This is a genomic window from Microbacterium oleivorans NBRC 103075 (assembly GCF_001552475.1).
In the GTDB taxonomy this organism is placed as follows: Bacteria; Actinomycetota; Actinomycetes; order Actinomycetales; family Microbacteriaceae; genus Microbacterium; species Microbacterium oleivorans.
In genome coordinates, this window is the sequence record NZ_BCRG01000012.1 from 48,772 (window position 1) to 75,115 (window position 26,344).

Below are 26,344 nucleotides of genomic sequence, written 5' to 3' on the forward strand. Positions count from 1 at the left end.
TCAGCCGCCGGCTCCCGGCGGGGTCTCCTTGGCATCGGCCAGCTCGTCGACGTGCAGGTGACGGCGGTCGATCGTGCCGTTGCGGTACGCCTGCCGCCCCACCATGTGCGCGGACAGCGGCGCGGTCGCGAACTGGATGAGCAGCACCGGGACGAGGAAGGCCACGACGGCCCACGACTGCAGCTCGAGCCCGACGGCGATCGCGATCAGCAGAAGACCGAGCACCTGCGGCTTGGTCGCGGCGTGCAGCCGGGTCGGGACGTCGCGAAAACGCAACAGACCGATCGCCGCGGTCAGGCAGAGGAGCGACCCGGCGAGGATCAGCACGAGGGCCACGACGTGGAGGAACTCGGTCATCGCTCGGCTCCCCCGTCTCGACGGGCGACGAAGCGCGCAATCGACACCGACCCGAACACCCCGACTGCGGCCACGATGAGCAGCACCGGCAGTGAGCGAGTGTGGTGGTTGATCGCCATCTCGGCGCCGAGGGCGCAGATGAGAAGAGTCAGGAGGACGTCCGAGGCGACCGCGCGGTCGAGGATAGACGGGCCGATGATGATCCGCCAGACGGTGAGCAGCGCCGACACGCCGAAGACCGCGCTGATCACGATGATGAGGACAGTGGTCACGATCGCTCCCCCTTCACGGTGGTCCGGACATCCACCGCGCCGGTGCGGGCCTTGCGGACCGCCTCGAGCTGCGCGCTCGAGCCGACGGCGCGGACGAGGCGCGCCTCCCAGCGCTGCACCATCTGCCGCTGCGTCTCGACCTCAGCCGTCGTCGAGGCGCCGAGGACGTGCAGGTACAGGATCCGACGGTCACGGTCGGTCTCGAGGACCAGTGACCCCGGAATGAGGGATGCCGTCACTCCGACGTGAGCCATGATCAGGTCGTCGTCGGTCACCAACGGCACCGCGACGACCGAGACGCCTGGCTGACCGCGCGGCGAGACGACCTGCCACGCCACCACGAGCGATCCCTTGATGACGGCGCCGAGGAACTGGACGAGGAAGACGAGCAGCCACCAAGGGTTCAACCGCCCCGAGAGCTCGACGGGCGGCAGTCGGAACACACTCGTGACGAAGACTGCGACGACGGTGCCCGTGAGGAAGGAGAGCACCGTGAACTGTCCCCACAGCAGCATCCAGAGCGCGATGAGCCACAGGAAGAACGGCAGCTGCCGCCAGATGCCGGTCAGCGCGCTGCGCTGCGTGTCAGTTCCCATCGTTCACCTCGTCCTGCAGCTGGGTGAGGCTCACGGGGTAGGGCAGCGCCGCGCCGATGCTCGCACACAGGTGGTACAGCGGTCCCGCGAAGACGGTGAGGGCGATCGTGACGGCAACCATGCCGGTCGTCGAGGCGGTCATGATGCGCGGGATGACGCGACGCTCGGTCTGCACGCCGGCCGCCGGAGCGTCGTCGAGATACGAGATTCGGTCGACGACACCGGACTCCTCGGCGTGGTCTTCCTCCTCTCGCCAGAACGAGAGGTTCCACGCGCGCATGAGTGCATACAGGGTGAGAAGAGACGTCACGATTCCGGCGACGATCAGCGCGTACATGATCGGCGTGCCGACGGCGGCAGCAGCATCGAAGAGGGCGTACTTGCCGATGAACCCGGAGAACGGCGGCAAGCCACCGAGGTTGATCGCGGGGATGAAGTACAGCACCGCCAGCAGCGGCGCCGCCCTCATCAGACCCTTCACCTTGAGGATCGACGTCGAACCCGCTCGGCGCTCGACCAGTCCGACGGCGAGGAACAGGGTCGTCTGCACCACGATGTGGTGGACCATGTAGTAGATCGTGGCGCCGAGAGATGCGGGGGTCGCGATCGCGAGCCCGAACACCATGTATCCGATGTGGCTCACGAGGGTGAACGACAGGATGCGTTTCAGCTCGGCCTGCGCGACGGCGCCGAGGATCCCGACCACCATCGTGGCCAGCGCGACGATGAGGAGCAGTTGGTTGACGTCATTGTCGCGGAAGATCTGCGTCTCGGTGCGGATCATCGCGTAGACGCCGACCTTGGTCAGCAGGCCCGCGAACACCGCCGTCACGGGTGCCGGCGCGGTCGGATAGGAGTCCGGGAGCCAGAACGACAGCGGGAAAACGGCGGCCTTGATGCTGAAGGCGAGCAGCAGCATGAGGTGGAGGACGAGCTGCACCTCATCGGGGAGCTCCCCCATCCGGTCGGCGAGCTGCGCCATGTTGACGGTGCCGAGAGCGCCGTAGATCGCCGCGATTGCCGCAAGGAAGAGGATCGACGACACCAGCGACACGACGATGTAGACGACGCCGGTGCGGATACGGGACTCCGTCGAACCCAACGTGATGAGGACGTACGAGGCGACCAGCAGGATCTCGAACCCGACGTACAGGTTGAAGAGGTCACCGGCGATGAACGCGTTGAAGATGCCCGCGGCGAGGATCAGGTACGACGGGTGGAAGATCGAGACCGGCGTCTCCTCATCCCCGTCGGCCGCACCCTGCCCGACCGAGAACAGCAGGACGGCGAGAAGCACGATGCTCGAGACGAGGACGAGCAGGGCGGCGAGCCGGTCGACGTAGAGGACGATGCCGAACGGGATCGGCCATCCGCCCACCGAGACCGCCAGCGGCGCTCCGCTGAGGTCGACGTAGTAGAGCAACACGGCGGCGATCGCGGCCGCAACGGTGAGCGTCACGATCGAGACGCCGACCTGCACCCGACGGCGGCGGCCGAAGATCAGGGCGATCCCCGCGCCCAGCAGAGGCAGGGTCACCAGAAGGGGGACGAGCGCGTTCATCGCTGACCCCCCGGCCGGTCGAGGCCCGCGTCGTCGCGCAGTTCGGCGATGTCCTGCGCGTGGAGGATCACGATGGGCGAGGTCTCCGTCCCGATGAAGTCGGTCGTGGCGTCGTCATCCTCGTCGGTGATCTCGTCGTCCATCGTCTCCTCGTCGCGCGCGCCGCGCTCGCGGACCTCGCGGTCGGCCTCGTCGTCGGCGACCGTGTCTGCCTGACCGAGCTGCCAGGAGCGGTAGATGAGCGCGAGGAGGAACGAAGAGATCGCGAAGGTGATGACGATCGCCGTGAGCGAGAGAGCCTGCGGCAGAGGGTCGCTGAAACGCTCGCCGTCCTCAGCGCTGCCGGAGAAGGGCGCGATGCCGGGGGCGCCCATCACGACGAGCAGGAAGAGGTTCGCCGCGTTGCCGAGCAGGAGGAACCCGATGAGGACGCGAGTGAGGCTGCGTTCGAGCATCGCGTAGACGCCGGCCGCGAAGAGCGCACCCATGATGATGACGAGGACGAGCGAGACGGTCATGCGCTCACCCGATCCCGCAGCGCCTGCGTCTGCCGGTCGACCTCGGCGCCGAGCGAGCGCAGCACATCGAGGACGAGCCCGATGACGACGAGGTACACGCCGACGTCGAAGATCGTCGACGTGACGAACTCGACGTGGCCGATGACGGGGATGTCCGCCTCCCAAAATGTGCTGGTCAGCGGGTCGACACCGAAGAAGAGGGGAACGATCGCGCACGAGAGGGCGAGGACCATGCCCGCGCCCAGAAGCCGACCGGCATCCGTCGGCGCAGCGGCACCCAGCTCGTACCGTCCGCCCGCGACGTAACGCATGACGAGGGCCATGCCGGCGACGAGGCCGCCGGCGAAGCCGCCACCGGGCAGGTTGTGTCCGGAGAACAGCAGGTAGACCGACACCACGATGATCGAGTGGAAGAGGACGCGGACGATGACCTCGAGCAGCAGCGAACGGTTCTCGGGCTTGACCTTCAAACCCCCGACGAGCCATGCCTGGCGCGTGGATCCCGGCGCTGTCGAGCGGGGCCGCGGACCGTCGGCCGTCTCGACGAGCGGGCGACGGCTGCGGCCGGTGCTGGTCGGAAGCGACGGCAGGACGCGGCTGTCGGAGCGGTTCGTCACGAACACGAGGGATGCCACGCCGGTCGCCGCGAGGATGAGGACCGACAGCTCGCCCATCGTGTCCCACCCGCGCAGGTCGACGAGGGTCACGTTGACGACGTTCATACCGTGACCGATCTCGTAGGCGAGCTCGGGGAACGGACCGGAGACCGGGTCGGCGACGCGGGCACCGGTCGCGATGAGGGCGATGGCCGCCATCGTGACGCCGACACCGATGCCGAGGACGGCCCGGACGATCGGCAGTACGGAGGCATTGTGGTCGCCGAGGCGTGCGGGGATGCGGCGGAGGACGAGGGCGAAGGCGATGAGGGTGACGGTCTCGACGAGGATCTGCGTGAGGGCGAGGTCCGGGGCGCCGCTCGTGGCGAACAGCAGAACCATGCCGAGCCCGGTGACCGACACGAGCACGACACCCGTGTAACGCTTGCGCGCGCGGATCGCGACGAAGCCGGCGAGGATCATCACGGGCGCCGCGAGCAGCTGCGCGGGACTCTGCCAGGCGTCGACGGCGATCCGCCACTCGGTCGAGGCCAGCAGAGCGGTGGCTTCAGCGGCGATGAAGACGACGAAGATCGTCCCGACGTAGAACGGCAGCGAACCGCGCTGGGTGAGCGACGTCGTCCAGACCGAGAGGCGGGCGATGCCGCGGAGGGTCAGGTTGTAGACGTCGTTCGCCGTGAACGGGAGCATTCGCTGCGCGACGGGACGGCGCTGGGTGATCCAGAACAGCGCGGCACCCAGAGCGATCGACCCGAGGGAGAGGAACAGTGCCGGCTCCCACCCGTGCCAGAGCGCCAAGTGGTACGCCTTGCCGCCCTCGTCGAGCGGGATGCCGTCGGCGTAGCCCGCGAGACCCGAGTCGAGGAACGGCGCCGTGAGACCCGCGACCATCGTGAGCCCACTGAGGACGACCGGGGCCACGAGGAAGCCGATCGGCGGGTCGGGCCATTCGGTGCGCTCGCGGGGGACTCCGGCGGCATCCTTCTTCGTCCAGTACGCACCCCACACGAACCGGATGCCGTAGGCCGCGGTCAGAGCCGATCCGAGCAGGATGCCGATCAGCGGGATGAGCGCCGCCGGCGAAGCACCGCCTTCGAGGAACGACGTGAGGGCCGCCTCTTTGGCGACGAAGCCGACCGTCGGGGCGACGCCCGCCATCGAGGCGATCGCGATGATCGAGAAGGTGGCGAGGGTCGGAGCCTGCCGGCCCACCCCCGACAGCTCGTTGATGTCACGCGTGCTGAGCTGGCGGTCGATGACGCCGACCACGAGGAAGAGAGCGGACTTGAAGAGGGCGTGGCCGACGAGAAGGGCGAGGCCCGCGAGCGCACTGTTGCGTTCGCCGTATCCGAGGACGACCGTCAGCATGCCGAGCTGGCTGACCGTGCCGAACGCGAGGATGCGCTTGAGGTCGGACTCCCGGAGGGCCTGGTAGCCGCCGAGCAGCATCGTGAAGATCCCGAGCCCGATGACTATCGGTCGCCACGGGTCCGTTTCGGCGAAGGCGGGGGCGAACCGCGCGATGAGGTAGATGCCGGCCTTCACCATGGCGGCGGCGTGGAGGTACGCGCTCACCGGGGTGGGAGCGGCCATGGCGCCGGGCAGCCAGAAGTGGAAGGGGAAGATGGCGGACTTGCTGAGCGCACCGACGAGGAGCATGACGATCGCGGCATTCAGCGCGACGGCCTCGCCTCCCTGGAAGACCGGGCCGGTCTCGATCATGGTGGTGATGCTCGTCGTGCCGTAGAGGACGACCAGCATGACGACGCCGATCAGCATGACGAGGCCGCCGAGCGTCGTCACGAGGAGAGCCTGCAGCGCTGCGCGTCGGCTCGCACCGCGTCGGTGATAGAAGCCGATGAGCAGGTACGAGAGGACGCTCGTGACCTCCCACAGCATGATGAGCACGACGATGTCATCGGTGAGAACGAGACCGTACATCGCTCCGGCGAAGGCGAGCAGTACGGCCGAGAAGGTCGCGAGGCCCTCGCGCTTGCCGGCGAAGTACCAGCGGCAGTAGAGCATGACGAGCGCGCCGACACCCGTGACGATGAGCGCCATCACCCACCCCAGGACGTCCATCCGCATCGACAGCTGAACCTTGAGGTCGGGGATCCAGACGTATGTCTCGAACGGGATATCCCCCGCCAGCACGCGCGGAGCCTGGAGCGCTGTGTGCACGAACGCGGCGATCGGCACGAGGGCTGCGACCAGGAAGGTTCGAGAGCCCAGGCGCGCGACCAGCGTCGGCAACAGGAGAGGCACGAGCGCGAACGCCGCGAGGAGGAACAGCAACCTGGCCTCCTCTGTGCAATCGCGGGGGTCGAGATGTTCAGTCTACCGGCTGAGACAAAGGCGGCGCCCGGCCACCTCCCAGGTCAGACCGATACCGGTGCCGTCGTGTTCCCTCGTCGGAATGTGCAGGTGAGGGTGAGGGATGCCGGTTCCCGCCCCTCCAGCATCGCGACGACCGCTTCGCCCGCCGCGCGTCCCTTCGCGATCGCATCCTGCGCGAGCGTCGTGAGGGCGTAAGGGGCGAGCCCGTCGACCGTGATCCCGTCGAACCCGGTCACGCTGAGGTCCTCGGGCACGCGCAGCCCTGCCTCCTCGGCCGCGCGGATGACCCCCGCGGCGAGCAGGTCGCTCTGCGCGATGATCGCCGTCGGTCGGCGCCCCGACAGCAACACGCGCCCGGCGGCGAGCCCCTCGTCGATCGAGCTCGCTCCGACGGCGTAGGCGGGCGCGTCGGGGAAGACCTCTCGCGCGCCGCGCACTCGATCGCGCGTGACCTCGACGGTGATCTGCGCGGGGTCGTCGATGAAGCCGCGCGGGCGAGCGGCATCCTTCGTCAGCGTCACGAGCGCGACGTCCTCGTGGCCGAGGGATCGGAGGTGCTCGGCGGCGGTCCGTTGCGCTTCGACGTTGTCGAGGAGAACGCGCGGGACGTCGGGGCCGGCATCGCCCTCGATCACGACGACCGGGATGCCGCGTCGCCGGAGGATGTCGATGGACGACTGCAGGATCTCGTTGCAACCCAACAGGATCGCCGCGTCGAGCGGGGCTGTGGTCAGAGTGGGTGCGGTCTCGGCCGGTCCGTCTTCATTCAGGAGCAGGATGCCGGCTCCGATCGGACCGATCGCATCGCTCAAGCCGTCCATCATGGCGGTCGTCACAGGGTCGCGGAACGCGGTGCCGAGGCGTTCGCGAAACAGTACGGCGACGACGCCGGCGCGTCCGGTGCGAAGGGAGGCGGCGCGAGGATCCGGGCCCGTGTAGCCGAGGGCATCCGCCGCCGCCATGACCTTCGCGCGGGTGGCGTCAGAGACGGCGACCTTGCCGCTGAAGACGACGGATGCCGTCGACGCCGACACTCCGGCTTGGCGCGCGACGTCGGAGATCGTCGCTCGGCGGCTGCTCATGCCTCGATCGTAGCCGCCCGGATTCGATTGTCGAATCGATTCGGAGATCCCGCTAGAGTGACCGTCATGACCCTCGAGCTCACCGCCTCCCGCCTGTGGACATGGCGTCTCGCCGTGTTCGCGATCTTCACCGCGAGCGGTTTGAGCATCGCCACGTGGGCGTCTCGCGTGCCTTCGATCAAGGCCGCGCTCGACATCGACAACGCCACGATCGGCCTCCTGCTGCTCGGCATGGGCGCCGCATCGATCGTCGGGTTGTCCGTGGCCTCCCTCATCGCGGCCCGACTGGGCACGCGCCTCGGGATGCTGCTGATGATGGTCGTCTTGTCCGTGGGCCTCTTCTTCATCGGCATCGGCACCGATGTCACCCCCTCCCTCCCCCTCGTCCTGATCGGGCTGGCGCTCTTCGGCTTCGGGAACGGCACGCTCGACGTGCTGATGAACGTCGACGGCGCGGCGATCGAGGTCGAGGTGAAGAAGACGATCCTGCCGCTGTTCCACGCGTTCTTCAGCCTGGGCACCGTCATCGGCGCCGGCATCGGCGTCTTCGCGGCGGGCGCGAAGATCGCCGTCTTCCCGCACACCGCGGTCATCGCGATCGCGATCGTGGTGCTCGCCGTCGTCGCGTACCGCTACGTCCCGCGGCGGGAGTTCACCTCTCCGGATGATGTGCCCACCGGCTGGCGCGCCCGACTCTCGACGGCGCTGTCCGCGTGGCGAGAGCCCCGCACCTACGTGCTCGGCATCGTCATGCTCGGTATGGCGTTCGCCGAAGGCGGCGCCAACGACTGGCTGGCTCTCGGCGTCAGCGAAGACCACGAGGGGGGATTCGCGCTCGGCGCAGCCGCGCTCACGGTGTTCTCGATCGCGATGACCGTCGTCCGCGTCTTCGGCGGACCGCTCGTCGACCGCTTCGGCCGGGTCGCGACGCTGCGGGTCCTTGCCGCGACGGCCGTGGTCGGCATCCTGCTGTTCATCCTGGCGCCGAACCTGCCGCTCGTCTTCGTGGGCGCGGCGCTGTGGGGCATCGGCGCCTCACTCGGCTTCCCCCTGGGGATGTCGGCCGCGGCGGACGATCCCGCGCGGGCGGCCGCGCGGGTGAGCGCAGCGGCGACGATCGGCTACGTCGCGTTCCTCTGCGGACCGCCGGTCCTCGGCCTCATCAGCACCCACATCGGCCTGCTGCCGACGCTGTTCATCATCGCGGCGCTGGTCGCGGCATCCGGTTTCGCCTCCGGCGCCGCGAAGCCCCTGCCGGGCACCCGCGGCACCAGCCACTGAACCCGGGGGCGAGAGGCGCGAATCAGAAGAGGCGGGGCGCCCCCGACTCGATGCCCTTCATCTCGTCGTAGTCCAGGGTCACGCAACGGATGCCGCGGTCGGTCGCGAGCACCTTCGCCTGCGGCTTGATCTCCTGAGCAGCGAAGACTCCCGTGACGGGGGCGAGATGCGGGTCGCGGCCCAGGAGCTCGAGGTACCGGGTGAGCTGCTCGACGCCGTCGATGTCGCCGCGACGCTTGACCTCGACGGCGATCGTGCCGCCCTCGGGGTTGCGCAGCAGCAGGTCGACCGGACCGATCGCCGTCGGGAACTCACGGCGGACGAGCGTGAGGTTCTCGCCGATCACCCCGACCTGCTCGGCGAGCAGTCGCTGCAGATCCGCCTCGACCCCGTCCTTGACGAGGCCCGGGTCGACCCCGAGCTCGTGCGAGGAGTCGTGCATCACCTCGTAGATGCGGATGGTGAGCTCGTCGCCGGTCTTCGCGTGCGTGACGCGCCACTTCTCGACCACGTCGATGTCGTCCTCACCGGGTTCGATCACCGTGAGGGTGCAGGGCGGGCTCATCCAGTTCAACGGCTGGTGCTGGATGTCGCGATGGAACGCGACAGTGCCGTCCGCCTTGACCATGATCAGGCGGGTGGCGGGGGGCAGATGCGTGTTCAGGCGACCGGTGTAGTCGACGGAGCAGCGGGCGATGACGAGACGCACGGCGACGAGCCTACCCGCGGCATCCGTCCCCCTAGGCTGGACGCATGACGACACGCTCCCCCTGGTCCTGCATCCTCTGGGACGTGGACGGCACCATCGTCGACGCGTCCGTCGGCATTCTGAGCCGCCTCGACCGCTGCCTGACTCACTTCGGTTACGCGGCGCCGACGCGCGGCGAACTGGTTCACTGGATCGGGCCGCCGATGTACGACTCGTTCCAGAAGAACGTCGGGATGACGCCGGAACAGGCGACCGAGGCAGTGTCGTACTACCGCGCTCTCGGCAAGGCCGACGGGTACACCGCGAACGTCGAGCTCTACCCGGGCGTCGGGGAACTCATCGCGGATATTGCCGCAGCGGGAATCCCACAGGCGACGGCGAGCTCGAAGCCCGAAGTTCAGGTCGTCGCGCTCATGGAACATTTCGGGCTGTCGGAGCACATGCAGGCGATGGCCGGCGCGACGCCCGACGAGATGACCCTGGCCACGAAGGCCGACATCGTGGCGGAAGCGCTGCGCCGACTGAAGGCGGCGGGTGCGGACATCAGCCGTCCGATTCTCATCGGCGACCGCCACCACGACGTAGACGGGGCCGCCGCGAACGGCGTCCCCGTCATTTTCGTACGGTGGGGCTTTAGTTGGCCCCACGAGAGTGAAGGTGCGCAGGCGGCGGTCGACACGATGGTCGAGCTCCGCCGCCTGCTCCTCACAGCTGAGGTGTGAAACCTCAGACGGGGCGAATGTTCTCCGCCTGCAGGCCCTTGGGGCCCTGGGCGATGTCGAACTCGACTCGCTGGTTCTCTTCCAGCGAGCGGTAGCCCGAAGATTCGATGGCTGAGTAGTGGGCGAAGACGTCGGCGCCGCCTTCATCGGGGGCGATGAACCCGAAGCCCTTTTCCGAGTTGAACCACTTGACGGTACCGCTGACGCTCATGAACTGCCTTACCTCGTTGATGCCGACGACACGTGCGCCGGTCCTTCCCCAACCTAGCCGTCATGGCGCCTGCTGTCTCCCCCTGTGACCTAAGGTGACACAAACGTTGCCCGCAGGCCCCGTCCCGGTAGTCAATATGACAAGCAGAAGACACGTTGCGATACCCCTGGGGGTATCTTCGGATGTGTGCGCACCATCATCATCGGCGGCGTGGCTGCCGGGATGTCCGCGGCCACGCGCCTCCGCAGGCTCGACGAACAGCGCGAGATCGTCGTCTTCGAGCGAGGTTGCTACGTCTCTTTCGCGAACTGCGGTCTCCCTTATTACGTCGGCGGCGTGATCGAGGATCGATCTGCGTTGCTGCTGCAGACCCCGGCATCCCTCGCTGCGCGCTTCGCCCTCGAGGTGCACGTACAACACGAGGTCGTCGCGATCGACTCAGCCGCCAAGACCGTCACGGTTCGCGACCTGGCCTCGGGCGCGGAGCGGGTCGAGGAATTCGACGACCTGGTGCTGGCCATGGGGGCGACGGTCACCGACGGCATCCCGGGTGAAGGTGTTCCCGTCATCAGTCTGCGGAGCGTCGAAGACGTCGACGCGATCACTGAGGTTCTCGCAGGGGCCACCGCTCCGCGTGCAGTCGTCGCGGGCGGCGGGTTCATCGGGGTTGAGGCCGTCGAGAATCTCGTGACGCGAGGCGCACACATGACCCTCGTGCAGCGGGGAGCGCAGGTGCTGAGCCCGCTCGATCCCGAGATGGCGTCGCCGGTGCACCGAGCGTTGACGGATGCGGGGGTCGACTTCCGCGCACGTACGACGATCGAGCGGGTCGATGCGGGAAGGGTCACGCTGTCCGACGGCACGGAGGTGGCCGCCGATCTCGTCGTCGACGCGCGCGGGGTGCGTCCCGACGTCCGCATCGCAGCTGCGGCCGGCGTCGGTCTCGGTCCGACCGGCGGGATCGCGGTCGACGATCGGCACCGCACCGACGTGCCGGGGATCTGGGCCGCGGGTGACGCGGTCGAGAAGACCGACCACCTCGACGGCCAAGCGACTCTGGTCACGATGGCGGGGCTCGCGAACCGCCACGGACGCGCGGTGGCCGATGACATCGCCGGAGTCGCGACCATCCCCGCGACTCCCGCCTTGGGCACCTCGATCGTCGGAGTGCTCGGTGTCACGGTGGGCCTCGTCGGTTGGAGCGAACGTCGCCTCGTCGCGGCGGGACACGCCCACCGCGTCGTGCACACGCATCCGTTCTCGCATGCCACGTATTACCCGGGTGCCGAGCAGATGGCGATGAAGCTGCTGGTCGACCCGGAGACCGACCTCCTCCTCGGTGCGCAGCTCGTGGGGCGGGCCGGCGTGGACAAGCGGCTCGACGTCTTGGCCGTCGCGATGGCGGCGGGGCTCACGGCATCCGCTCTTTCCCAGCTCGAGCTGGCGTATGCGCCTCAGTACGGTTCGGCGAAGGACGCGATCAACATGGCGGGGTACGTCGCCGAGAACCTGGCGACCGGAACGGACCGGACCATCCAGTGGCACGAAGTGGATGCTGCACGGGTGGCCGGCGCGGTCGTCGTCGACGTGCGGACGAACGGCGAGCATGAGGCGGGCGCGATTCCCGGATCGATCCTCCTGCCGCTCGACGACCTGCGCGAGCGCCACGGAGAACTGCCGGATGCGCCGCTCATCGTCCACTGCAAGGTGGGTCAGCGCGGGCACACGGCCAGCCGCATCCTGCAGCAGCTCGGTCACGACGTCCGCAATCTCGACGGCGGGTGGCTCACGTGGTCCGACGGCGTCGACGCCGACCTGCGAGAGAAGGGATGACGGGGATGCCGGACGCAGTGCACGACGCGGATGTCACCCGCCGGGTCGCGAACCGCCTGAAGCGCGCGCATGGTCAGCTCGCCGCGGTGATCGCCGCTGTCGAGGACGGCGGCGACTGCCGAGCGGTCGTCACGCAGTTGGCGGCCGTGTCGAGCGCGATAGACAGGGCCGGGTTCGCGGTCATCGCGACGGCCATGCAGGAGTGCCTTGCCGAGGACGACGGCGACGAGGGACGCGTGCGCATGGCGGAGCTCGAGAAGCTGTTCCTCTCGCTGAGCTGACGGGCGAGAGGCGGCATCCGCCCTGTTCAGGGGTGGTTTCGGGGTCTACCGTGGGCGGATGACCGGTCTCACCCCGTACCTGCACTTTCCCGGCTCGGCGCGAGAGGCGCTGACCTTCTATCACGGGGTGTTCGGAGGTGATCTGACGCTGCACACCCTTGCGGACTTCGGACGCACGGACGGTCCCGCGGACGGCATCGCCCACGGTGAGCTGACGGGACGCGTGCAGCTGTTCGCAGCGGATGCCGGGCCGGACGACCCGTCTTTGGAGCTGCGCGGCATCCTCTTCTCACTGCTCGGCACCGCCGAGCCCGCCGAGCTCGATAGCTGGTTCACCGCGCTGGCCGAGGGGGGTCAGGTCGTCGACCCGCTCCAGCTGCGCCCATGGGGCGACCACGACGGCACGGTGGTCGACCGGTTCGGCGTGACCTGGCTCATCGGCCACGTCGGGTGACTGGTGAGGCTCGGCCGCGTGACCGTCCTCGGAATCGGCGGAGTGTTCTTCCGCAGTCGTGATCCTCAGGCTCGCGCGGCCTGGTACCGGCAGCACCTCGGCATCGAGGCAGGCTTTGACACCGCGCCCCTATCGGTGCAGAACGCATCGCGGAAGATCTTGACGTACGGCTGATCTGCCGATGGTGTGTGCTCATGCAGATGGGGAGCCTCTTCGCCGATGCGTACCTCGCGGAGATCATCAACGCGCGCGATGCCGCCCGCCGCCGTGCCGCGATCCATCGCCTCATCCACCCCGACATCCGTCACATGAGTTTCGACCGGCTCGTGCACGGACGAGAGGCATTCGAGCTCCGGGTGAATGAGCTGGTGGCGCCGATGACACCGCGAATGCGGGTGTCCCTGCGCGGCGAGCCGGAAGCCGTCGACAACACCGTCTTCTTCCGGTGGCAGATGTCGGAGGACGATCCGGTCCCCCTCGCGAAGGGCGGTGCGTTCGTGGTTCTCGACGAGGGGATGGCGACGTGGTTCTACGCCACGGCGACCCTCACGAGTCCGGTCGATCCTTCGCTCCCGCGAGCGGACCGCGGGGGCTGAATCCGGCGGGACTCGACCTCGCACGGCAGCTCAGCAGCGGAACGATGCCCAGGGTTTCGACGTTTCCCGACCGTAGCTCTGCAAGCGAAACGCGCGCGAGCGCCGGGAGCGGCTAGCTGCTGGGGGAGCGCCCACCCCGCCGCACGATCGCCGAAACCACGGCGACGACGGTGCCCGCAACGATCCCGAGGAGGGTCTCCCACAACCGATCGGTCAAAAGGACCGCGACGGTGGTCGGAGCCGCGAGCTGGACCATCAGGAGGGCGAGCGGTGTGATGAAGATCATGGCGATCGCGTAGTTGCGGCCGACGAACAGTTCGGCGCCCACCTGCAGCGCCACGGCGATGAGGATGACGGCAAGCGGGGGGACGCCCAGCGCCAGCACAGCGGCCGCGACCAGGACGCCCAAGACCGTCCCGACCAGTCGCTGAAGGCCGCGGATGACACGCGCCTTCACGTGGGGTCCGCTCACGGCAGCGACGGCGCCGACCATCGCCCAGTACCAGTGCGAGTCGAGGAGGAGCAGACCGGCGATGCCGGCCAGGATCGTCGCCGCCGCGACGGTGATCGCCATCTCCGCGGCCACCGCCCCCACGGGAATGCGGTTCTTCGACCGGGACAGACGCGGGAGGGCTCGGGCCGTCACGGATTCGTAGACGAAGGTGACGATCAGGGAGAACACGACGGCCGCCAGTCCGACGCCGAGCACGCTGCCGAGACGGGATGCGTCCGCGGGAATGGATGCCGTCGCGCCTGCCGCAAACACGGCGAACAGCCCGCCCGGTGGATGCCATTGCGCCGCGTAGGCGAGCAGAGTCACCGCCGAGGCGACAGCGGCCACGACGACCACGGCCCACACCGACGGCAGGTGGGCGACCGAGACTGCGGTCCCGATGAGCATCGAGGCGACCATCACGGCCCCGGCGGCCAGTTGCATCCTGATCCGGTCGCCGATCGGATCCGTGCGGCCGTACAGGGCGGCGAATGCGCCGAAGCTGGCGTAGATGCTCAGGTCAAGACGGCCGATCGACCACAGGATGAGCAGCGGAACCCCGACACTGATCGCGGCGCGGATCGCCACCGTGTGATCACGGTCGTACGGTCCCACGCGGATGACCCCGGTCCAGATCCGGCCGCGCGAGGTGTTCACTCCTCGAGACTACGAGGGTGTGCACCGTCGTCGTTACGGACGAACAACCGTTGCCGAGTGGATAGTGAATCTGCTTCACTACACCGATACCCATCAGTCAACGCCAGATGACGACACCAGCCGAAGGCGGATCCCCGCATGACCTACGTCATGATCCTGCCCAAGAACGAGCACGCTCAGTCGCGGATGACCGAGGACTGCGATGCCGCCATGGACTTGCTGTTCCTCGCCGTGAAAGAGATCCTGCAGATCCCGGACAGCGACATCATTCTCGAGTTGACCCGATGCACCACGGTCGCTTTCAACCGATCGGCCGTAGATGCTGCGGTTGCGCCCGATGTCGTCCTGACGTTCGCGACCAGCGATCGGGACCTACAACCTCGATTCGACACCCTCTGCGACCGGGTGTTGAGCGATTGGAACGACCGGTTCGGAGACCTGAAACTCGAAGTGTGGGTGAGCCTTATCGACGCCTGGGCCGCCAACACCGAGGCGTGACCGCGAAGGAAGCGATCTCAGCGGAAGATGCCCTTGATGAGGATCGGATGGTGGTCCGACCCGAGCGGCGTGACGAATCGGCCGTTCTTCATCTTCCCGGCCTGCTCCCACGACGTCACGATGGTCCGCGACGGCTTCACCATGACTTTGTCGACGTGAGCGCCCCACGTCACCGAGACGACCGGCTTCGCGCTCATTTTGGGGTTGGCGGAGTTGTAGTGCTGACCGGTGAGGCTGCGCGCCTGGTCGAACGCGTCCGCCCATCCCCGCTTGAGAAGGACGGATGCCGTCGCGTCGCCCTCTCGGCCCTTGCTGACATTGAAGTCACCGAGCAGCACCGGCGAGGCGCCTCGAAGCGCAGGGTTGGACTTCCCGAGCTGGTTCATCGTCTGATTGACGAACGTTGCGAGCTGGTCCGCCTCATACTGACGCTGCTTCGTCGACGCCTTCGAGGTGCCGACCACGAGGTGCGTGTTGAACACGACGACGTACTGACCTGAGCTGTGCCGGAGGGCTGCCCACGCGACGCCCTTGCCCGACGAGGCGTACCTGCTGGCGAACTTCTTGGTGCCCGTGGTTTGCACCTTCGCTCTCACAGGGACCTTCGCGAACGTGCCGTTTCGGACCAGGATGTCGTTCTGCCCGTTGAGGGCGAAAGAGTAGCCGGCCGGCGCCTTCGTGTACTTCGATGCCTCCTGAAGTCCGACGATGCCGGGAGCGAGCTCCCGGATGCGCGAGTCGATGATCGGCTTCCGCTTCGCGATTCCGGAGCATGCGTTCGAGCAGACGTTCCACGTCATCACTGAGTACGCCTTCGCCTTGCCGGGGCTCGTCTCCGCAGCGATCGTCCGGTGCGCGACACGGGCGGACCCGACACCGGGACCGACGTTGTTGGTCGGGACGACGCGGACGAAATAGTCCTGCCCCTTGCGGAGCTTCGTGAGGGTGGCTTTGGAGGAGCGGACCGTCATGGTCGGCGTGGTCATCTTCCCGGCAGCGTCGAAGGACGTGGCGGCGAAGACGTTGTACCCGGTGGCGCGTTTCACGTCGCCCCAGTCGATGGTCAGCGTCGCGCCGGATTTCTCGAGGGACGCTCCGACGAAGGTCACGAGCCCGGTCGCCTCCGGCCGGGAGGTGTACCAGGGGTATTTCATGTCCGACTGTGTACGAGTGGTGTGCGGGATGCGGTTGGCGCTCTGACCGCGGCCGAGGTTGTTCCGAGCGGCGACACGGATCGTGTACTTCACGCCGGGCTTGAGGCCTGTGATCTCGGCCGTCGAGCGACTGACCTGCTTCGTGGGGGTCGTCATCGTGAAGACACCATCGAAGCTGGTGGACACGAACACGTCGTAGGAGTTGGCGCGAGCGACGTCGGCCCAGTCGAGCTTCATCGTCGAACCGGACGGCGTCCACGAGGCGCCGACGACAGTGACCTGGCCAGTGGCGGCGGGGGCGGAGGTGTACCACCGCTCGCCCTGCGCAAGTGTGATCTGTCGGATGCGAGCAGACCCGACCCCGCGTCCGGCGCTGTTCACGGGTACGACGCGGAACGTGTACTCCTTGCCTGCAGCCAAGCCGCTCACCGTGGCAGTCGCTGCCGTCACCGTCTTGGTGGGCGTCGTCATCGTCGGGATCGCATCCCACTCGCGCGAGGCGAACACCTCGTACCGCGATGCTCCGGCCACCTTCGGCCACGAAAGTGTCACCGTGGAGCCGGCCGATGTCCACGTACCGCCGACGACGCTGACCACAGACATGGCTTGAGGCCGGGCGGGGGCAGTGGCCGCGAGAGTTGCCGCGGTGGGAGCCGCGGCCTGGGCAGCGGATGTCGGAATGACAAGGGCAACGACGAGCAGCACGCAAGCGCCGACTCGAACGGCGCCGTGACGGAGGCGATGGGTCGCGGACATGAGACGCCTCCTGGTGATCTGTGCAAGGGTACAGCCAGCCGCACGTCGCGAACCAGTGCCCGAAATGTCGCCCTCGCTCGCGCAAACGACGAAGCCGGTCGGGGGTTTTCACCACCGACCGGCTTCGATTCGCACTGTCTGTGCGCGAGGGGGGAGTTGAACCCCCACGCCCTTTCGGGCACTGGCACCTGAAGCCAGCGCGTCTGCCTATTCCGCCACTCGCGCGAACCCGTGTCGCCACGGGATCAACTTTCCGAGGATATCATGGCGCGAGCCTGCCGGAGAAACGGCCGCAGCCTTGTTCCCCAGACCCTGCCAGGGTCGACAACTAGCATGTGAGCACCGGTCCAGACTGCCTAAGGAGCCCCGTGGGACTACTTGACAGCTTCGAGAAGGGGATCGAGCGCGCCGTGAACGGTGCGTTCGCTAAAACCTTCCGCAGCGGTGTGCAGCCTGTCGAAATCGCCTCTGCACTGCGATCCGAACTCGACACGAAAGCAGCCGTCGTCTCGCGCGACCGCATCCTCGTGCCCAACACACTTGTCGTCCGGCTGGCTCCGGCCGACCACGAGCGGATGGGTGCTCTCGGCCGAACTCTGCACGACGAGCTCGTGCAGCTGGTCGAGGGTCACGCCAAGGCGCAGCAGTACAGCTTCGCCGGCCCGGTGTCGCTCGCCATCAACTCCGACGAGTCCCTGACGACGGGTACCGTCCGGGTCGACTCGCAGTCGGCCGGCACCGAAGACGTGTCGTGGCACGGCGTCGTCGAGATCGACGGCCACCAGCACCCCCTCGCTTCCAGCCGCACGATCATCGGACGAGGAACGGATGCCGACATCACGATCTCCGACGCCGGCACCAGCCGCCGGCACGTCGAGATCCTGTGGGACGGGCGTCGCGCGATGGTCCGCGATCTGGGCTCCACCAACGGCACGCAGCTGAACGGCCAGAAGGTCTCGGAGGCGGCTCTCGAGCCCGACTCCGTCGTCACCATCGGCCGCACGCGCATCACGTTCCGTGTCGTCGCCCAGGCATCCCGCATCCCTCCGCGGCCGCAGGATCCCGCGACCCGCTTGTTCGACCTGGGAGGCCAGGCATGAGTGAACTGACTCTTCTGCTGCTGCAGATCGGGTTCCTGATCCTGCTGTGGTTCTTCGTCTTCGCAGTTGTCTATTCGCTGCGCGCCGACCTGTTCGGCGTCAAGGTGCGGAAGATGCCCGAGCCGGCGGCGGCAGCGCCCGGTCCGATCGCCACGGCGTCGGCGAATGCCGAGACCTCGATCGTCTCGCCCATCATCAGCCGGCCCGCCGCCCCCACCGGTCCGCAGAAGGCGACGACCCACACCGTCTCACGCATCGTGATCACGAGCGGTCCCAAGGCGGGGCTCGAGCTCCCCCTCGGCGACGAGCCGCTGACGATCGGGCGCTCGAGCGAATCGGGACTCGTCATCCGTGACGATTACACCTCGAGCCACCACGCCCGTCTCGTCCTCTGGGGCGAGCAGTGGATGGTCCAGGACCTGGATTCGACGAACGGCACCTGGCACGACGGCGAGCGCGTCGCTTCCCCCGTCCCCGTGATCGTCGGCGCGCCCATCAAGGTCGGCGCCACGACGTTCGAGCTGCGGAAGTAACGGCCCGCACCGATGGTCTTCGAAGGCTCGAGCGCCGCGATCTCCCATACCGGGAAGGTCCGCTCCAACAACCAGGACTCGGGCTTCTCGGGCTCGAACCTGTTCGTCGTCGCGGACGGCATGGGCGGTCACGCCGGCGGTGACATCGCCTCGAGCATCGCCGTCCACCACCTCGAAGGGCTCGACCATTCGTTCCCGACGCCCGCCGAGGCGGAGCGCGAACTGCGTGAAGCGATCGTGGATGCCGCGCACGTCCTCGTCGACACCGTCGCCGAGCGTCCGGAGCTGGCAGGCATGGGAACGACGGTCAGCGCCGTCCTCATGGTCGACGACTACGCCGTCATCGCCCACATCGGCGACTCGCGGGTCTACCTCTTCCGCGACGGTGTCTTCACGCAGATCACGACCGATCACACCTTCGTCCAGCGCCTCGTCGACTCAGGCCGCATCACGCCCGAAGAGGCGCGCTATCACCCGCGTCGCTCCGTCCTCATGCGCGTGCTCGGCGACATGGGCACCGATCCCGAGGTCGACGCGTTCATCATGCAGACCCAGCCGGGTGACCGCTGGCTGATCTGCTCCGACGGTCTCTGCGGCGTCGTCGACGATGCGCAGAGCGCCAAGGTGCTCCGCCAGGACCTCGCCCCCGGCCGCACGGCCGACATGCTGCTGAAGCTGGCGCTGGATGCCGGGGCCCCCGACAACGTGACGATCGTGCTCGTCGACGTGGGCGGCCGGCATCCGATGTACAGCGGAACCGCGACCATCGTCGGCTCCGCCGCGACACCGAAGGGCATCGAGGTCCCCGTGGCACGGCCGGCGCGCACCGGCTGGTTCCAGACCGGACGCCAGGCGGCGAACGAGCCGAGCCACTTCGAGCCTGCGGCCGAGTACCTCGAGGAACTCATCGAAGAGGACCGCCGGCGGGCGCGTCGCCGCCGTGTGTGGTGGATCGTCGGCTTCATCACGATCGTCGCGGTCATCGCGGCGGGTGTGTTCGCCGGCTACGCGTGGACGCAGACCCGCTACTTCGTCGGTCCCGACGACGACAGCGTCGTGATCTACCGCGGCATCCAGCAGGACATCGGCCCGATCTCGCTGTCGACGCCCTTCGAGGACACGAACATCCTCCTCGCCGACCTCCCCGCCTACCAGCGGCAGGCGGTCGAGCAGACCATCTCCGCCCGATCGCTGTCAGATGCGGAAGCGATCGTCGACAACCTCCGCCAGGGGACCCCATGACAGCCTCGGTAGAGACCGACACCACGGTCATCAAGGCGCTTCGCAAACTGCGGATGCCGGCCACGCAGCGCAACCGCGAGCTCGGACTGCTTCTGTTCGCCACCGTCGTCACGACCGTCGCGGTCATGCTGGTCCAGCTCGGTACGCGCGGCGAGATCGACCCGACGTTCCTGTCGTACTGCGGCGGGCTCGCCGGCCTCGCCCTCGCCCTCCACATCGTGACCCGCATCTGCGCCCGGGACGCCGACCCGTTCGTCCTGCCGATCGCCACCCTCCTCACCGGCCTCGGCATCGCGATGATCTACCGGTTGGACATCGCGAAGGACCGCATCGGGTGGGGATCGCTCGGTTCCCGCCAGCTCGTCTGGGCCGCGATCGCCATCACGGGGGCGATCCTCATCGTCATCTTCCTTCGCAACTACCGTGTGCTGTTCCGCTACACCTACGTCTTCGGACTCAGCGGCATCCTGTTGCTCCTGCTGCCCTTCGTGCCGGGTCTCGGCATCAAGGCGGGCGCCGACGTGTGGGTGTCGATCGGCGGCGTGTTCTCGTTCCAGCCCGGTGAGCTCGCGAAGATCTGCCTCGCCGTCTTCTTCGCCGGCTACCTCGTCCGCACCCGAGAAGCGCTCAGTTCAGTCGGCACCCGATTCCTCGGGATCACCTGGCCGAAGGCCCGCCAGCTCGGTCCGCTCCTGATCATCTGGGGCGTTTCACTCGGCATCATCGTGCTGCAGCGCGACCTGGGTACCGGCATCCTCATCTTCGGCATGTTCATCGCGATGCTCTACGTGGCGACGGGCAAGGCGAGCTGGGCGATTCTCGGCGTGCTCCTGGCCGCCGCGGGTGCCCTCGTCGCGTCGCAGATCCTGCCCTACGTCGGCTCCCGCTTCGCCAACTGGCTCGACGCGTTCAACCCCGAGTACATGAACGGCAGCAGCTACCAGCTCGTCTCCGGCATCTTCGGTCTCGCCCATGGGGGACTCATCGGCACCGGGTGGGGCCTCGGCCGACCCGACCTCACCCCGCTCGCGCAGAACGATTACATCCTGCCCAGCCTCGGCGAGGAACTCGGCCTCGTCGGTGTCTTCGCGGTCCTCGCGCTGTACATGGTGTTCGTCAGCCGCGGCATCCGCATCGGCATCGCCGGTCAGGACGACTTCGGCAAGCTCCTCGCAACCGGCCTGTCGTTCACGCTCGCTCTGCAGGTGTTCATCATGGTCGGCGGTGTGACCCGCGTCATCCCGCTCACCGGTCTGACGATGCCGTTCCTCGCAGCAGGAGGGTCCTCGCTCATCGCGAACTTCCTCATCATCGCGATCCTGCTTCGGATCTCCGACGCGGTTCGCTCCAGGCCCCGGGTGGTGATCGGATGACCAAGCAACTCCGCCGACTGAGCGTCGTCGTGCTCCTGATGTTCCTCAGTCTGTTCGCTGCGACGAGCGTGATCCAGGTCGCACTCGCCGGTCAGCTGAACGAGAATCCCGAAAACCGTCGCACTCTGTACGACTCGTACGAGGTGCAGCGCGGCACGGTCTACGCCGGCAGCACGGCGATCGCCTCGTCGGAGCCGAGTGACGACGTCTACAGCTGGATCCGCACGTATCCGGATGCCGAGATGTGGGCGCCCGTGACCGGGTTCATCAACCCCGTGCTCCGCTCTTCGACCGGACTCGAGTACGCGATGAACGCCGCTCTCGCCGGAACCGGCAGCCAGCAGTTCCTCACGCGCCTCGACCAGATCGTCAGCGGCCAGCCGCCGCGCGGATCGAACGTCCTCCTCTCGCTCGATCCGAAGCTGCAGAAGGTCGCCTACGACGCGCTCGACGGTCTCGAAGGCTCCGTGGTCGCTATGGAGCCCGACACCGGCCGCATCCTTGCAATGGCCACGAGCCCGAGCTACGACACGAATCTGCTCGCGTCGCACAACAGTTCGGCGGTCAAGGAAGCCGACCAGAAGCTGCAGGACGACCCGCTGCGTCCCCTCACCAACCGGGCGACACGCGAGACCGAACCTCCGGGGTCGACCTTCAAGCTGGTCGTCGCCTCGGCAGCCCTGTCCTCGGGCAAGTACACGCCCGAGTCGACTTTCGACAACCCCGCGACATTCACACTCCCCGGTACCGACAACGTGTTGCACAACTTCGACCGCGGCACCTGCGGACCGGGCGAGAAGACGACGCTCGAGACCGCGCTACGACTGAGCTGCAACATCCCGATGGCCGAGCTCGCACTCGAACTCGGCACCGACGCGATCCGCGAGCAGGCGCAGAAGTTCGGGTTCAACTCGGGCTTCGAGATCCCTCTCGACGTGACCGCATCCAGCTACCCCGAGGGCTTCGACGCGCCCCAGACCGCACTGAGCGGCATCGGGCAGACCGATGTGCGCGCGACGCCCCTGCAGATGGCGATGGTCGCGGCGGGCATCGCGAACGACGGCGTCGTCATGAACCCTCGCATGGTGGACCGGGTCGTCTCGCCGAATCTGACGGTGCAGGACGAGCCGGCCGACACCGAGTTCGGCCGCGCGGTCACCCCCGAGGTCGCCGAGACGATGACCAAGATGATGACGGGCAATGTCAAAAACGGCGCCGCCTCGGGTGCGAGAATAGATGGCGTCGACGTCGCCGGGAAGACCGGAACGGCGGAGCACAACCCGGGCGACCCGTACACGCTGTGGTTCACCGGGTTCGCGCCCGCTGAAGACCCCAAGGTGGTCGTCACGGTGATGGTGGAGAACGGTGGTGGGCTCGGCCAGAACGGAACGAGCAACGGGATCGCGGCCCCGATCGCGAAGAAAGTGATTGAGGCGGTGCTGAGCGAATGAGACCGACGCAGGGTGTGAGCTTCGGCGGACGGTACGAACTGGACTCGCGGATCGCCATCGGCGGTATGGGCGAGGTCTGGGAGGCCACCGACCACGTCATCGGCCGTACGGTCGCGATCAAGATCCTCAAAGACGAGTACATGGGCGACCCCGGGTTCCTCGAGCGCTTCCGCGCCGAGGCCCGTCACGCCGCACTCGTCAACCACGAGGGAATCGCCAGCGTCTTCGATTACGGCGAGGAGAACGGCTCCGCCTTCCTCGTCATGGAACTCGTTCCCGGTGAAGCCCTGTCGACGGTCCTCGAGCGCGAGGGCGCTCTGTCGACCGACAAGACGCTCGACATCGTGGCGCAGACGGCGTCTGCTCTGCAGGCGGCGCACGCTGCCGGTCTCGTCCACCGCGACATCAAACCCGGCAACCTGCTGATCACGCCCGACGGTCGCGTGAAGATCACCGACTTCGGCATCGCCCGCATCGCCGACCAGGTGCCCCTGACGGCGACCGGCCAGGTGATGGGAACGGTCCAGTACCTCTCGCCTGAGCAGGCCTCGGGACACGCGGCATCCCCCTCGACCGACATCTACTCGCTCGGCATCGTCGCGTACGAGCTGCTCGCAGGACGTCGCCCCTTCACGGGCGAATCGCAGGTAGCGATCGCGATGGCGCAGATCAACGACACGCCTCCGCCGCTTCCCGACACCGTGTCGGAGCCGGTGCAGCGCCTCGTGATGAGCATGATCGCGAAGAAGCCCGACGACCGGCCCGCGTCGACCTCTGCCGTGGCTCGCGCCGCCGGCGCCCTCCGCCGCGGTGACGTGGCAGGGGCGGCTGCGATCGTTCCGGCGATCGCCGGGGCCGCGTCGTCCGACGCGTTCACGCAGCTGCTCACCTCGAACACGGGGTCGGATGCCACGACGCGGCTCCTCCCCTCCGGTGCCGCCGCTGCGGCCGGGGCTGGAGCGGGCGTCGGTGTCGGCACCGGTACCGCTGCCCTGTCGACCGAGCAGGCGGTGGGCGATCAGCCCGCCAAGAAGAAGCGGAGCCCGTGGACGTGGCCGCTGGTGGCGCTCATCGCGCTGCTCGCGATCGTCCTCATCGGCGCCGTGATCGCTCTGGTCCTGCCGAAGGACGCCGGCAACACGACCCCGCCGACCGCGAGCAGCCCGCCGCCCAGCTCGAGCGCGCCGCCGGCCTCCTCGGCCGCGCCGACTCCGAGTACGCCTCCCGCCGAGACCCGGGGCAACCCCGCTTCGCTCAAGCTCGAGGGCAAGACCTGCGACGAGGCGACGAAGATCCTGAACGACAACGACTTCGAGAACGTCGTGTGCTCCGACGGGGACGCTGCGCCGACGGACGACCAGGTCGGCACGGTCTACCGGGTGAATCCGACCGGCAACGTCGAATTCACCAGCCCGGTCACGCTCACCGTGTACACCGAGACCGCGCCCATGGCGACGCCCGCAGCACCCTCCATCCAGGGTGGCAACGCCGACGGAACCGTGACGGCGGGCTCGACCGTTCGGATCATGTGGGACAGCTACACCTGCCCCGCCGGTGCGCCCCAGGCGACCAGTTACACGATGACCTTGTCCGGTGGACGTTTTGAAGGAAACGGCGAGACCACGGCGAGCTTCGGCATCAACGAACGCCCGCAGAATGTCCTCGTCGATCCCATCGAGGAGAGCCAGGCGCTGTCGGTGACCTACACGGTGACCTGCAACGGCGACAACACCGAGCGCGTCTCGGGAGAGTCGGCCGAGGCTGCGGCATCCATCACCCCGGCGCAGGAAGAGACGCCTCCGGCTGACGGCGGCACCGACGACGGGGGCTCCGACAACGGCGGGGGCGACGGCACCCAGGGCTGATCGCAGGGGCTTTCAGCAGGCTTTCGAGCGCGGTCGGTTAGGCTGTCCGGGTTCCACTCCGGGGAGTAATGTGTCCGTTCAGTCACGCGTGCTATCGGGCCGCTACCGTGTCGATGACCTCATCGGCCGGGGCGGCATGGCTTCGGTGTACCGCGGGCAGGACCTGACACTCAACCGCCCGGTCGCGATCAAGATCCTCGAGGCCGATCTGGCCGCCGACGGTGCGTTCCGCACCCGATTCCGCCTCGAGGCGCAGTCGGCGTCGCGCATGTCGCACCCCGCGATCGTCCGGGTGTACGACGCCGGCGAGGAGACCCGGACGGATGCCGCGGGCAACCCGCACCCCGAGCCGTACATCGTCATGGAGCTCGTCACCGGGCGCCTGCTTAAGGACATCATCGGCGAGGGCCCAGTTCCGCTCGAAGACGCGCTGCGGTACACCGACGGCATCCTCGAGGCTCTCGAGTACTCGCACCGCGCCGGTGTCGTGCACCGCGACATCAAGCCCGGCAACGTCATGGTGACGGATGCCGGTCAGGTGAAGGTCATGGACTTCGGCATCGCCCGCGCGGTGTCCGATTCGTCGTCGACGGTCGCCGAGACCACCGCGATCATCGGTACCGCCTCGTACTTCTCGCCCGAGATGGCCAAGGGTGACCCGGTCGACGCGCGCGCCGACATCTACTCGGCGGGCATCGTGATGTACGAGCTCCTCACCGGACAGCCGCCGTTCCGCGGCGAGAACCCGATCGCCGTCGCCTACCAGCACGTGTCCGAGGCGCCGGTTCCGCCGTCCGAGGTCGTCGAAACCTCGCCGCGTTCGCTCGACGCCCTGGTCCTGCGCGCCCTGGCGAAGGACCCGTTCCAGCGCCCGCAGACGGCTGTCGCCTTCCGCGACGCCCTCGCCGCCACGACCGGTCGGAAGGCCCCGAGCAAACGCCGGGTCGAGTCGCTCAGCAATGAGCTGTACGGACCCGACCCCAAGGCTGCTGCCGAGACCGCTCGATCGCTCCGCCAGCTCACGAGCGACGACACCATGCGCCGCACCCAGGCCGGTCCGCCGGTCGCCTGGGTCTGGGCGGGAATCGCCATGCTCGCGGTCCTGCTGGTCTCGGTCTTCATCTGGGTGAACACCATCCGTCCGGAGGAAGGCTCGGTCACTCCCAACGCGCTCACCGTCCCCGACGTCGTCACCATGACCTGGGATCGCGCCGAACAGGTCCTCGGCACGTCCAAGCTGCAGGCTCAGGAGGTCGACGAGACGAGCGCCGACGTTCCCGAGGGCGCCGTCGTCCGCACCGACCCCGCCGCGGGGACCACGGTCGCGCCTGGCGACCAGGTGACCGTTTACGTCTCGAAGGGCGTCGAGAAGGCGACGGTTCCAACCCTCGCGAACCTCACCGTGGCAGAGGTGACGACCGCGCTCGACCAGGCGGGTCTGACACTCGGTTCGGTCACACGGCGGAACGACCCGAAGCTCGCCGCCGATGTCGTGATCAGTGGCTCCGTCAACGGTGCGCCGGTGACCGATGGGGAAGAACTCCCGAAGGGCACGTCGATCGACCTCGTCGTCGCGACGGGTACCGTCACGGTCGAGGACTTCGCTCTGAACTACACGGTCGACAAGGCGGTCGAGATCCTGAAGTCGGACGAGTACGGCCTCAACCCGGTCGTCGAGGAGGACCCGTCGTGCCCCGCCACGGATCCGCGCATGGTGAAGGTGCAGTCTTCGATCGGTGAGGTGCCGGTCGGTTCCGACATCACTCTGACCACGTGCAGCGGCTGATCCTCCGGA

The 26,344-nt window shown here is 67.9% G+C and carries 26 protein-coding genes and 1 tRNA gene; 15 read left to right on the forward strand and 12 right to left on the reverse strand.

The genetic code is table 11. The annotated features are described in order from the left end of the window. From mnhG to MO1_RS11915, 7 genes are all read right to left on the reverse strand, one after another. A complete protein-coding gene (mnhG, locus tag MO1_RS11885; RefSeq protein ID WP_036311157.1) occupies positions 1 to 357 on the reverse strand; it encodes a monovalent cation/H(+) antiporter subunit G in 357 nt (118 codons plus the stop codon). Next, positions 354 to 629, reverse strand: coding sequence for an MrpF/PhaF family protein (locus MO1_RS11890; RefSeq protein WP_036311159.1), 276 nt, complete (start codon positions 627 to 629; stop codon positions 354 to 356). Before MO1_RS11890 ends, mnhG begins: the two co-directional genes overlap by 4 nt. After that, positions 626 to 1,225: a Na+/H+ antiporter subunit E gene (locus MO1_RS11895; protein ID WP_036311161.1), complete on the reverse strand. Its 600-nt coding sequence runs from the start codon at positions 1,223 to 1,225 to the stop codon at positions 626 to 628. The genes MO1_RS11890 and MO1_RS11895 overlap by 4 nt, the downstream gene beginning before the upstream one ends. After that, entirely contained in the window at positions 1,215 to 2,786 is a 1,572-nt protein-coding gene (locus MO1_RS11900; RefSeq protein WP_036311163.1) for a Na+/H+ antiporter subunit D, read from the reverse strand. Before MO1_RS11900 ends, MO1_RS11895 begins: the two co-directional genes overlap by 11 nt. Continuing rightward, positions 2,783 to 3,304: a Na(+)/H(+) antiporter subunit C gene (locus MO1_RS11905; RefSeq protein ID WP_036311165.1), complete on the reverse strand. Its 522-nt coding sequence runs from the start codon at positions 3,302 to 3,304 to the stop codon at positions 2,783 to 2,785. The genes MO1_RS11900 and MO1_RS11905 overlap by 4 nt, the downstream gene beginning before the upstream one ends. Then, the gene (locus MO1_RS11910; protein ID WP_036311167.1) at positions 3,301 to 6,216 is read right to left on the reverse strand and encodes a Na+/H+ antiporter subunit A; all 2,916 of its coding nucleotides are present in this window, start codon (positions 6,214 to 6,216) and stop codon (positions 3,301 to 3,303) included. Before MO1_RS11910 ends, MO1_RS11905 begins: the two co-directional genes overlap by 4 nt. 83 nt (positions 6,217 to 6,299) lie before the next feature. Then, positions 6,300 to 7,340: a LacI family DNA-binding transcriptional regulator gene (locus MO1_RS11915; RefSeq protein ID WP_036311171.1), complete on the reverse strand. Its 1,041-nt coding sequence runs from the start codon at positions 7,338 to 7,340 to the stop codon at positions 6,300 to 6,302. A gap of 66 nt (positions 7,341 to 7,406) precedes the next feature. Between MO1_RS11915 and MO1_RS11920 the strand changes: the two genes are divergently transcribed. Beyond that, complete coding sequence (locus MO1_RS11920) at positions 7,407 to 8,621, forward strand: MFS transporter (protein ID WP_036311686.1); 1,215 nt, start codon at positions 7,407 to 7,409, stop codon at positions 8,619 to 8,621. A gap of 22 nt (positions 8,622 to 8,643) precedes the next feature. Here the strand turns inward: MO1_RS11920 and nucS are convergent, their stop codons facing one another. After that, on the reverse strand, positions 8,644 to 9,330 hold the full coding sequence (gene nucS, locus MO1_RS11925; protein WP_036311173.1) for an endonuclease NucS: 687 nt from the start codon (positions 9,328 to 9,330) through the stop codon (positions 8,644 to 8,646). Positions 9,331 to 9,374: 44 nt separating this feature from the next. Between nucS and MO1_RS11930 the strand changes: the two genes are divergently transcribed. After that, positions 9,375 to 10,052 carry an HAD hydrolase-like protein gene (locus MO1_RS11930; RefSeq protein ID WP_036311175.1) on the forward strand — a complete coding sequence of 226 codons (678 nt, stop codon included), beginning with the start codon at positions 9,375 to 9,377 and terminating at the stop codon, positions 10,050 to 10,052. 4 nt (positions 10,053 to 10,056) lie between these two features. Here the strand turns inward: MO1_RS11930 and MO1_RS11935 are convergent, their stop codons facing one another. Next, positions 10,057 to 10,263: a cold-shock protein gene (locus MO1_RS11935; RefSeq protein ID WP_018187833.1), complete on the reverse strand. Its 207-nt coding sequence runs from the start codon at positions 10,261 to 10,263 to the stop codon at positions 10,057 to 10,059. A gap of 186 nt (positions 10,264 to 10,449) precedes the next feature. On the opposite strand from MO1_RS11935, the gene MO1_RS11940 reads away from it, so the two are divergent. The 5 genes from MO1_RS11940 to MO1_RS11955 are packed head-to-tail and all read left to right on the forward strand — an operon-like array spanning position 10,450 to position 13,427. Continuing rightward, positions 10,450 to 12,096, forward strand: coding sequence for an FAD-dependent oxidoreductase (locus MO1_RS11940; RefSeq protein WP_060916143.1), 1,647 nt, complete (start codon positions 10,450 to 10,452; stop codon positions 12,094 to 12,096). Next, positions 12,093 to 12,377: a metal-sensitive transcriptional regulator gene (locus MO1_RS11945; RefSeq protein ID WP_060916144.1), complete on the forward strand. Its 285-nt coding sequence runs from the start codon at positions 12,093 to 12,095 to the stop codon at positions 12,375 to 12,377. The genes MO1_RS11940 and MO1_RS11945 overlap by 4 nt, the downstream gene beginning before the upstream one ends. 58 nt (positions 12,378 to 12,435) lie before the next feature. After that, positions 12,436 to 12,831: a VOC family protein gene (locus MO1_RS11950; RefSeq protein WP_036311184.1), complete on the forward strand. Its 396-nt coding sequence runs from the start codon at positions 12,436 to 12,438 to the stop codon at positions 12,829 to 12,831. Positions 12,832 to 12,849: 18 nt separating this feature from the next. After that, positions 12,850 to 13,005, forward strand: coding sequence for a hypothetical protein (locus MO1_RS14525; protein ID WP_255209265.1), 156 nt, complete (start codon positions 12,850 to 12,852; stop codon positions 13,003 to 13,005). 20 nt (positions 13,006 to 13,025) lie between these two features. Then, positions 13,026 to 13,427 (forward strand): hypothetical protein, encoded by a 402-nt coding sequence (locus MO1_RS11955; RefSeq protein WP_157526429.1) that lies wholly within the window; start codon positions 13,026 to 13,028, stop codon positions 13,425 to 13,427. A gap of 112 nt (positions 13,428 to 13,539) precedes the next feature. Here MO1_RS11955 and MO1_RS11960 read toward each other — a convergent pair whose 3' ends face one another. Beyond that, positions 13,540 to 14,577, reverse strand: a complete 1,038-nt coding sequence (locus MO1_RS11960) for an FUSC family protein (RefSeq protein ID WP_060916146.1) — start codon at positions 14,575 to 14,577, stop codon at positions 13,540 to 13,542. 138 nt (positions 14,578 to 14,715) lie between these two features. On the opposite strand from MO1_RS11960, the gene MO1_RS11965 reads away from it, so the two are divergent. Next, the gene (locus MO1_RS11965; protein WP_036311193.1) at positions 14,716 to 15,075 is read left to right on the forward strand and encodes a hypothetical protein; all 360 of its coding nucleotides are present in this window, start codon (positions 14,716 to 14,718) and stop codon (positions 15,073 to 15,075) included. A 17-nt stretch (positions 15,076 to 15,092) separates the two neighbouring features. On the opposite strand, the gene MO1_RS11970 is transcribed toward MO1_RS11965, so the two are convergent. Both MO1_RS11970 and MO1_RS11980 read right to left on the reverse strand, forming a co-directional pair. Continuing rightward, the gene (locus tag MO1_RS11970; RefSeq protein WP_167542034.1) at positions 15,093 to 16,832 is read right to left on the reverse strand and encodes a fibronectin type III domain-containing protein; all 1,740 of its coding nucleotides are present in this window, start codon (positions 16,830 to 16,832) and stop codon (positions 15,093 to 15,095) included. Between the two features lie 294 nt (positions 16,833 to 17,126). Beyond that, positions 17,127 to 17,210, reverse strand: a tRNA-Leu gene (locus tag MO1_RS11980). 143 nt (positions 17,211 to 17,353) lie between these two features. Between MO1_RS11980 and MO1_RS11985 the strand changes: the two genes are divergently transcribed. From MO1_RS11985 to pknB, 7 genes are all read left to right on the forward strand, one after another. Further along, on the forward strand, positions 17,354 to 18,085 hold the full coding sequence (locus MO1_RS11985; protein ID WP_060916149.1) for an FHA domain-containing protein: 732 nt from the start codon (positions 17,354 to 17,356) through the stop codon (positions 18,083 to 18,085). Then, positions 18,082 to 18,618, forward strand: coding sequence for an FHA domain-containing protein FhaB/FipA (locus MO1_RS11990; protein ID WP_060916150.1), 537 nt, complete (start codon positions 18,082 to 18,084; stop codon positions 18,616 to 18,618). The genes MO1_RS11985 and MO1_RS11990 overlap by 4 nt, the downstream gene beginning before the upstream one ends. Before the next feature lie 12 nt (positions 18,619 to 18,630). Beyond that, complete coding sequence (locus tag MO1_RS11995; protein WP_036311198.1) at positions 18,631 to 19,860, forward strand: PP2C family protein-serine/threonine phosphatase; 1,230 nt, start codon at positions 18,631 to 18,633, stop codon at positions 19,858 to 19,860. Continuing rightward, positions 19,857 to 21,233 (forward strand): FtsW/RodA/SpoVE family cell cycle protein, encoded by a 1,377-nt coding sequence (locus tag MO1_RS12000; RefSeq protein ID WP_036311200.1) that lies wholly within the window; start codon positions 19,857 to 19,859, stop codon positions 21,231 to 21,233. The genes MO1_RS11995 and MO1_RS12000 overlap by 4 nt, the downstream gene beginning before the upstream one ends. Continuing rightward, a complete protein-coding gene (locus MO1_RS12005; protein ID WP_036311202.1) occupies positions 21,230 to 22,684 on the forward strand; it encodes a peptidoglycan D,D-transpeptidase FtsI family protein in 1,455 nt (484 codons plus the stop codon). Before MO1_RS12000 ends, MO1_RS12005 begins: the two co-directional genes overlap by 4 nt. Continuing rightward, positions 22,681 to 24,549, forward strand: coding sequence for a protein kinase domain-containing protein (locus MO1_RS12010; protein ID WP_036311205.1), 1,869 nt, complete (start codon positions 22,681 to 22,683; stop codon positions 24,547 to 24,549). The genes MO1_RS12005 and MO1_RS12010 overlap by 4 nt, the downstream gene beginning before the upstream one ends. 88 nt (positions 24,550 to 24,637) lie before the next feature. After that, on the forward strand, positions 24,638 to 26,335 hold the full coding sequence (pknB, locus tag MO1_RS12015) for a Stk1 family PASTA domain-containing Ser/Thr kinase (protein WP_174520584.1): 1,698 nt from the start codon (positions 24,638 to 24,640) through the stop codon (positions 26,333 to 26,335). Positions 26,336 to 26,344 lie beyond the last annotated feature (9 nt).